At 59.5% G+C, this 7,478-nt stretch carries 6 protein-coding genes and 1 pseudogene; 6 read left to right on the forward strand and 1 reads right to left on the reverse strand.

Going from position 1 to position 7,478, the window contains the following annotated elements:
* The coding region (locus EN935_RS15050) for an MFS transporter (RefSeq protein ID WP_164771141.1) at positions 1-454 on the reverse strand (454 nt) is incomplete at its 3' end.
* A 1,487-nt stretch (positions 455-1,941) separates the two neighbouring features.
* On the opposite strand from EN935_RS15050, the gene EN935_RS15055 reads away from it, so the two are divergent.
* The 6 genes and pseudogenes from EN935_RS15055 to EN935_RS15075 all read left to right on the forward strand — a co-directional run.
* The gene (locus EN935_RS15055) at positions 1,942-3,120 is read left to right on the forward strand and encodes a cytochrome P450 (RefSeq protein ID WP_063169385.1); all 1,179 of its coding nucleotides are present in this window, start codon (positions 1,942-1,944) and stop codon (positions 3,118-3,120) included.
* A 29-nt stretch (positions 3,121-3,149) separates the two neighbouring features.
* Positions 3,150-3,272, forward strand: a pseudogene (locus EN935_RS42055) (ferredoxin); the annotation flags it as partial.
* A gap of 138 nt (positions 3,273-3,410) precedes the next feature.
* Complete coding sequence (locus EN935_RS15060; protein ID WP_050580531.1) at positions 3,411-3,998, forward strand: nuclear transport factor 2 family protein; 588 nt, start codon at positions 3,411-3,413, stop codon at positions 3,996-3,998.
* A 148-nt stretch (positions 3,999-4,146) separates the two neighbouring features.
* Positions 4,147-5,748 (forward strand): SDR family oxidoreductase, encoded by a 1,602-nt coding sequence (locus EN935_RS15065; RefSeq protein ID WP_063169384.1) that lies wholly within the window; start codon positions 4,147-4,149, stop codon positions 5,746-5,748.
* A 138-nt stretch (positions 5,749-5,886) separates the two neighbouring features.
* On the forward strand, positions 5,887-6,939 hold the full coding sequence (locus tag EN935_RS15070) for an LLM class flavin-dependent oxidoreductase (RefSeq protein WP_063169383.1): 1,053 nt from the start codon (positions 5,887-5,889) through the stop codon (positions 6,937-6,939).
* Positions 6,926-7,478 (forward strand): nitrogen fixation protein NifQ (locus tag EN935_RS15075; protein ID WP_127373407.1); only part of this gene is annotated, 553 nt, incomplete at its 3' end. The genes EN935_RS15070 and EN935_RS15075, both read left to right, overlap by 14 nt.

The following is a 7,478-nucleotide window of genomic DNA, read 5'->3' on the forward strand; positions in this document are numbered from 1 at the left end:
TTGGAACCAGCCGCATCGCCAACGCTGCCGAAATTGACCAAAAACCACCAAGCGATATGCCAAGGACGACGCGTGCCGCCAGCAAAACCGGCAGCGACCCCGCAACCTCCGCCAGAACGTTCGACAGGATCAGCAGGAGCGTCATCGCCCAGATGACGACCCTGCGGTCCAGACGCTTTGTCACGATGGCGATTATCGGTGCCGAGATCGCCGCGACGATTGCGGCCGCTGTTAGCGCCTGTCCAGCCGTGCCCGTGGTGATACGGAGATCATGCGCGAGCGGTGTCAGAACGCTGGCGGGCAGAAACTCTGCCGTCACAAGCCCGAAGGTGCCGAAGGAAAGCGAAATGATGGCACCCCATGCAGGGCCAGAACGTTGATAGGGACTTTCTGGGTCAAGCCGATCTCGGTCGAACAAAGCCGCGTCCACTAAATCTGTCGCCGATTCGGTCATGAATGAGTTCTCCGGCTAGGAGCTGTTGCAGCAGGGGTGGCTACATCGCCGGGGATCAAAGCCGCGAGACCTTCCGGCGGCGGCCAGTCGGCATCAGTCGAGGCCTCGGAGCCCGACGCATCCGAGGCCTCATCGGAGGGCCGACGGACCCAACCGTCGACAATGCGGGAGAGTTCTCGGCGCGGTCGCATCGATCGCATTCGTCGAAGTGCGGTCTGTTCACTGCGAACCAAGCAAGCCGAACGCGGTGTCCTCGATCGAGGCCTTGATGGGGGGATGATCGACGATCTCTATATTGCTTTGAAGCAGGAAGTTCCGTCGCCATATGTGGTTATCCTGGCAGCCAGAATTGAGCGGTTGTCGCAAGCACCAAGGCGGTCGCAATGAGTGCAACGAGGCGGAAGTCTGATCGATGGCTGCGGTTCGATGGCCGCGCGATCGACAAAATTGAGGTGATGAGTTATCCCTTTTGAAGCCGTTGCTCCCAATTCTGGGATAAGGTAATTGCAGGCGGTCCCAGCAACGTCGGGCGGCCTTTTTGGTGATCGAATTCATGGGACGACACTCTCGGTCCGTGACGCATCTGCGAATGACTCCGCAAGTTCCGTGCCATCAACGACAAATCTGGCTCTGCTGAGCGGGTGGTGGAGGCACGAGCGTGGGCTATCCCAAGAGCTTGCCGCAAGGTTGTTCGAAGTTGAGGTGCCGGATAGACCGCAAATATGTCGGGCGGCCTGGGGTTGGCCAACACGAAGATGCGCAAGTTCAAAAGGACGAGCTGAACCCTTGCCGATATCCATCCGAGGCTGATCTGGAGAAGGTCAAGAACTGCGTCTTGAAGGCTTCCGCCGCACCGGCAAATGCTAAGCCAAGGTGCTGGGCAAGATGGACAGGGCCATCCAACCCGTCGACTGGACGCTCATTAATGGCGTCGGTGTGGCTCTGTAGCTGGCGAGAAAAACGCCCTGCTGAAAGACAAAAGCTCGTGTGGCCGGCTCTGAAGGACGGCCAATGAGGCATGCGAGGAGAGGCTATAGTCCATTCGTGTAGACTGATCTTGTCCTACGGAGGCGGCTAACCACCCCGCCAGACATCATCGAGGGGAGCGCCACTAGGCTCACCCCAAGTGTTGGTCGTTTCCACCTGGTGACCTCGGCCAAGTCACCAAGCCGCTTAGCGCAAGCTTTCGAACTGGATGCTCCCCGGGCACATGATCGGCTAGCGATCCCACCAGTTGAGTTGCTCCAAGTCGCTGTCTAGCATTCTACATTCTGTGTCCGACGCTGGACAAGAATGTTGCAATCCCGACCAGCAAGTCAGCGCAGGCGCCACCTGTTGCCCAGCAAACGGCAAGGATTATCGAAAGACGAATTCGGCACGGAGCTTGCACCGACGATTGCATGCAAATGCCGACAGCATCTCATGAACGGTCTCTCGATTCTGGCGCGGTTAAATCGCGGCCGGTTCCAGATCATGTCCCGCCCGAAATGGTGAGGGACTTCAACCTGTTTACGTCGCCCGGCATGTTGCCGACGGCTAACGGGGATCCGCATGCAGCGGTTGCTTGCGTTCATGCCGGGCCTCCGATCTTTTATTCAACCAGCAACACGCGCGACGGTCGGGGTACCTGGGTCATCACTCGCGCGAGCGACCAGCGCCGGGTGCTGCAGGACACCGAAACGTTTTCCAGCCATCGCAGCATCTTCGCCTCTGTGCTCGGCGAGAGCTGGCCGATGATCCCGCTTGAGCTCGATCCGCCATTCCACGGTGTTTTTCGCTCACTGCTCAATCCGCTGCTTTCGCCAAAGCGGGTAATGGCATTGGAGCCGGCTGTCCGGGAACGAGCGATCAAGCTGATCGACAGGATCGCCGCATCAGGCACGAGCTGCGACATCATGAAGGATTTTGCAGTTCCGTTCGCGGTCAATATCTTCCTTCGCTTTATTGGGCTTTCGGACAACGGACTAGAAACATTTGTCGGCTGGGCTAGAGATCTGCTCCACGGCGATAAGGAGCAACGACCACCCGCAGCCCGGACGATCGTGGCCTTCATCGACGAACTTGCCACCGAGCGCCGCAAGGAGCCGGTCGATGATTTCATGACCTTCATCGTGAAGGCAAAGGTCGAGGGTCGTCTGCTCAGTGACGAAGAAGTCCGTGGCATCGGCGTGCTTGTGTTCGTCGCGGGACTCGACACGGTCTCAGCAGCCATATGCTTCGACTTGGCCCATCTCGCGCGCAACCCCAAAGATCAGGAATTGCTACGAAGCGAACCTGACCGGATTGCCGTCGCTGCGGAAGAATTGCTGCGCGCCTATTCGACCATTCAGATGATCCGAGTGGCAACGAAGGATGTCGACTTCAAAGGCGCGCCGATCCGCAAGGGAGATTATGTTTCCTGTGCCACGATGATTGCCAATCGTGACCCGGCGGAATTCGAATGCCCGAATGAGATCGATCTGGCGCGCGAGGACAACCGGCACGCTGCCTTTGGCTATGGTCCCCATCGTTGTCTTGGCTCACACCTTGCCCGGCGGGAGATTGTCATTGGCCTGGAGGAGTGGCTGGCGCGCATCCCAGCCTTTCGGATCAAGACAGGGACTGAACCTATCACCTTCGGCGGCCATGTGTTCGGGATCGAGAATCTGATCCTGGAATGGTCCTGAAGTTTCAGCCAACGACATTGGAGTTCGCTATGCGTGTCGTCGTACATAAAGCCAGATGCCAGGGTCATGCGCGCTGCTGGGCGCGGGCGCCGAGAGTCTTCAAGCTTGATGACGCCGGCTACATCTTGCCCGGTGATATTGATGTTGCCGATGGGGAGCAACTGCTTGCCTCAAAAGGGGTACGAGCCTGCCCCGAACAAGCTCTGGAAGTTGACGAGCCCCCCGCTAACTCAGTTGTAGAGAGAGACACACGCAAAGTGCAGACTGGCATCGGGAAGGACAAAACAATCATACAATTCGCGACAGACCCTGTCGACCACGCGAAAATTACCGAACTGCGTGACCGAGAGGCGATCCGCAACTGCCTGTATCGGTACTGCCGCGGGATAGACCGCGCCGATGAGGCGGCGCTGCGTAGCGCATACTGGCCCGAAGCGTATGACAGGCACGGTCCCTATTGCGGACCGGCAGAGGACTTCATCCAATTTGCTCTCGGTCTGCCGGGGCACCGTAACATCCATCAAATCACGAACAGCCTGATCGACTTCATCAGTTCAGCAGAGGCCGCGGTCGAGAGCTATTTCACCGCGCTGCAACGCGGACCGGATACAGACCAAGAAATACGTCAGACGCTGCTTTGCGGCCGTTACTGCGATCTGTTTCAGAAGAGGCAGGACGAGTGGCGAATTGCGGAACGGACAGTCGTCTACGATTGGGTTGAGGAGCAAATCCCGCCAGCGATTCTTGAGGCAGATAGGTTCGGCCGGCGACAGCCGATTGGAGCACCACATCCAGACGATCCCATCTACCAGTTGCTCAAGGGTCACATCCCCACCGACCAAGATGGCGTCGAGGGTCCCCAACTGGGAGCTGCATAAGTGGGTAGGAATGGAGGATGAGCGCCCTACGGGAACGACATCTGTGTGGGGCCGCGACTGGCGGTCACTGCAACGATTTGGCTCGGCCCTTCATTCCGCCCAAGGTTGATGGGCTGAGATCACAAGCGGTCATCGTGGAGAAGCTCTCGTGAAACTGGCAGCACGCACCGTAATCATCACAGGCGCTGCGGGCGGGATCGGCCGTGCCCTGGTCGATATCCTTGCCGCGGACGGAGACACTGTAGTTGCGGTGGACCTTCCGGGCAGTGGTGTGGTTGAACTGGCTCGGGATCTCGGGTCGCCGCACGTCGGTCTGGAGTGCGATGTGTCGCGAGAGAAGGACATGCTCTCACTTTTCGGCCAGGTCGAAGCACGGTTCGCGCAAATCGATGTCCTCATCAACAATGCGGCGGTTGGACCCACGATGGATAGGATCATCGACACCGCTGTCGATACCTTCCGACGCGGCGTGACAGTGAACCTTATTGGGCCATTCGTTATGGCCCGGGAAGCGGCGCGGCGCATGAAGCCGGGCGGTGCGATCGTCAATGTGGCTTCGATGGCGGGCGTGGTCGGCAATCCCAGGCGCAACGCCTACGCAGCCTCGAAAGCTGGCGTGATCTCGTTGACAAAGTCCCTTGCATGCGAGTGGGCTATGCGAGGAATCCGCGTCACGGCGGTGGCGCCGGGCTCCGTCCGCACCCCAATGGTCACAGAACTGGCACGCGCTGGCAAAATGGACCTCGCGGCGATACGCCGCCGCGTGCCGATGGGGCGCTTGGCTCGCCCCGACGAGATCGCCAGGGTCGTGCGTTTTCTGAGCAGCACGCAGGCGCGCTACATCACCGGCTCGGTGCTGGCAGTCGACGGAGGCTGGATGTCATTCAACCAGCCGGGGGATGCTCACCCGCCGGTGGATGGTGCGCTCCAAGCCGAGCTCTCCTGTCCGGCCGAATGCACAGATGCGCGAATCGTGCTCGTCACCGGTGGCGCAAAAAGCATTGGCGCGGCCGTCGCTCGCCGCTTTGCCGCGAACGGCGACACCGTCGTGATTGCTGATAAAGATGGCACTGCAGCGGCAGAGCTGGCTACATCGCTCCCCGGCAAGCATCTGGCGAAATCGCTGGACGTGGCCGTCGAGAGCGATGTGGTGTCGATGTTCGAAGAACTGAGGGGACGCTTCGGGTATATCGATGTTCTGGTCAATAGTGCTGATACCGCCGACAGGATTGTGCCTGCGATCGAGCAACTGTCGAAACAGCTCGAACACGTCCTGGATGTCAACCTTACCGGCGCCTTCACCTGCGCGCGCGAAGCGATCAAGGCTATGCGCCCGGGCGGCGTGATCCTCAATCTCGGGTCGATCGACAGCTTTCTGCCGTTCGCGCCGCGCCATGCCTACGGCGCCTCCAAGGCGGGGATGGATATGCTGACCCGTTGCATGGCGGCCGAACTCGGGCCGGTCGGAATTCGGACAGCCACCGTCGCTCCTGGCCACATCCGCACGCCCGCACTTGCTCAGTTGGCCAAAGCCGGCCGCATCGACCTGACAGCAATCGGACGACGCATCCCCATGGGCAGGATGGGACGGCCAGAAGACGTCGCAGATGCATCGTTCTTCCTTGCTTCGTCTGACGCCTCATACATCAACGGCTCGATCCTCTACGTGGACGGCGGCTGGACCTCGTTCGGTGATGCGGGAAACGCCAGCGAGCTCTATGACGAATGTTTTGCGGAGGCCGCAGGTTAATTGCCAGGCCTTCGCAGGGCGACCGGCCGAGCATTATGAAGCCTCGGCTCCACGACGCACCTGAGGTGCTTGAGATCCAAGCATGCGCATGCCGAGCACATTCCCGGTCGGCTGACGTGTCTATAACGAGGAGAAATCATGGAATTTGCCACTTTCATTCTGGCCGCCCAGCGTGGCTATCACCAATCCTCAGAAAGCGTCATCCGCAACTCCATCGAACAGGCCGTCGCTTCGGAGCAGGCTGGGTTCAACACCGCGTGGTTTGCTGAGCACCACTTCAACAATTACAGCCTCATACCATCCCCGCTGATGATGGTGGCGCACTGCGGCGGCTTGACAAGCACGATTCGCCTGGGCACTGCCGTCTGCGTGCTGCCGCTTTACCAACCGCAGCGCCTGCTGTCCGAGATCGGCTTCGCCGACATCGTTGCGAACGGCCGTCTCGAGCTCGGCGTAGGCTTGGGATACCAGCAGTTCGAGTTCGAACGGTTCGGCGTGGACATCGATGAGGCGCCGGCCGTCTTTTCGGAATACCTGGACATCATTCTCAAGGGCCTCAACCAAAACGTCTTCGAACACGACGGCCAGTATGAGAAGATCCCCCCAACAGCGATTTCGGTCCGCACAGTCCAGCAGCCGACGCCGCCTATCTGGATCGCTGGCGGAGCCGCACGGATGGCTCGGGCCTACCGCGAGGGGCACAATTTTTTTGTCACAGCCTTCCACGACGGCTTAGAGACTTTGACCACACTGCGTGAATCAGTCGAGAGGGCGGCGGCATCCGAGGAAAAGAACGTCACCGACGTCAAGATATCGCTGCTGCGCTGCTGCTATGCCAGCCACGACGAGTTGGAGATCAACAGCTATCTCGACAATGCCCGCTTCCAGCGCCGGCTTTCTGAAGCCCTGCATCAGCGTCGCCAACAGAGCCACGATGGCTACCTGCTGCAGGAGACACCGACCCAGCAGGATCTGTCCTTCGAGACCATGCGCAAAAATTTGCCGATTGGCAGCGTAAATCGCGTGATTGATCGCCTGCTGGAAGAGATCGATATCTTGAAACCGGACCAGATCGCAGTTCAGACTCAATTGGGCGACTTCGACCAAAAGACGATGCTGCGCCAGATCGAGCTCTGGGGCGACAAGATCATCCCTGCGGTCAACAAGGCGCTTTGTCATGCCGGAAGCTGAAGCCGGCCGTTACGATGATGGCTGCCTATCCAGCGCGCAATGGCGTGGGTCCGAGCTAGGGAGGAGCTTCGATCAGCATGTGCTGCCCTGCGTACATTCACGTTCGCTTGAGGAGGTCCAGGCGGGCGAGGTGTTGGCGACGGAGGGGACAGGCCTTTCGTCTGTCGAATTGCGTGATGTCTTGGCCGCAACTTTCCCGTCTACCTCCAGCAGCGTATTCGCTTTGGAGGAGTTGAGCGAGCCCGAGCCGGAACTGGAAGAGGAACTGCTACGCCGGCTGCTGCTAGCGCATGCTGCGCCGGCCGACCCGGCGAGCGCCCGCTTGGCCAAGATCATCGCCCGGCGTGCGATGCGCATGGACCATCTTTGGCGGGATCTTGGCCTCTCAAATCGCGCTGAGCTCAGCCGCCTGCTTGCCAGACATTTTCCCGCGCTGGCGGCAGGCAACACAGAAAACATGAAATGGAAAAAGTACTTTTACCGCAAGCTGTGTGAGGCCGAAGGCTTTTCGTCATGCACAGCACCCAGTTGCGGGGAAT

This window comes from Mesorhizobium sp. M7D.F.Ca.US.004.03.1.1, from assembly GCF_003998635.1.
Lineage (GTDB): Bacteria > Pseudomonadota > Alphaproteobacteria > Rhizobiales > Rhizobiaceae > Mesorhizobium > Mesorhizobium loti.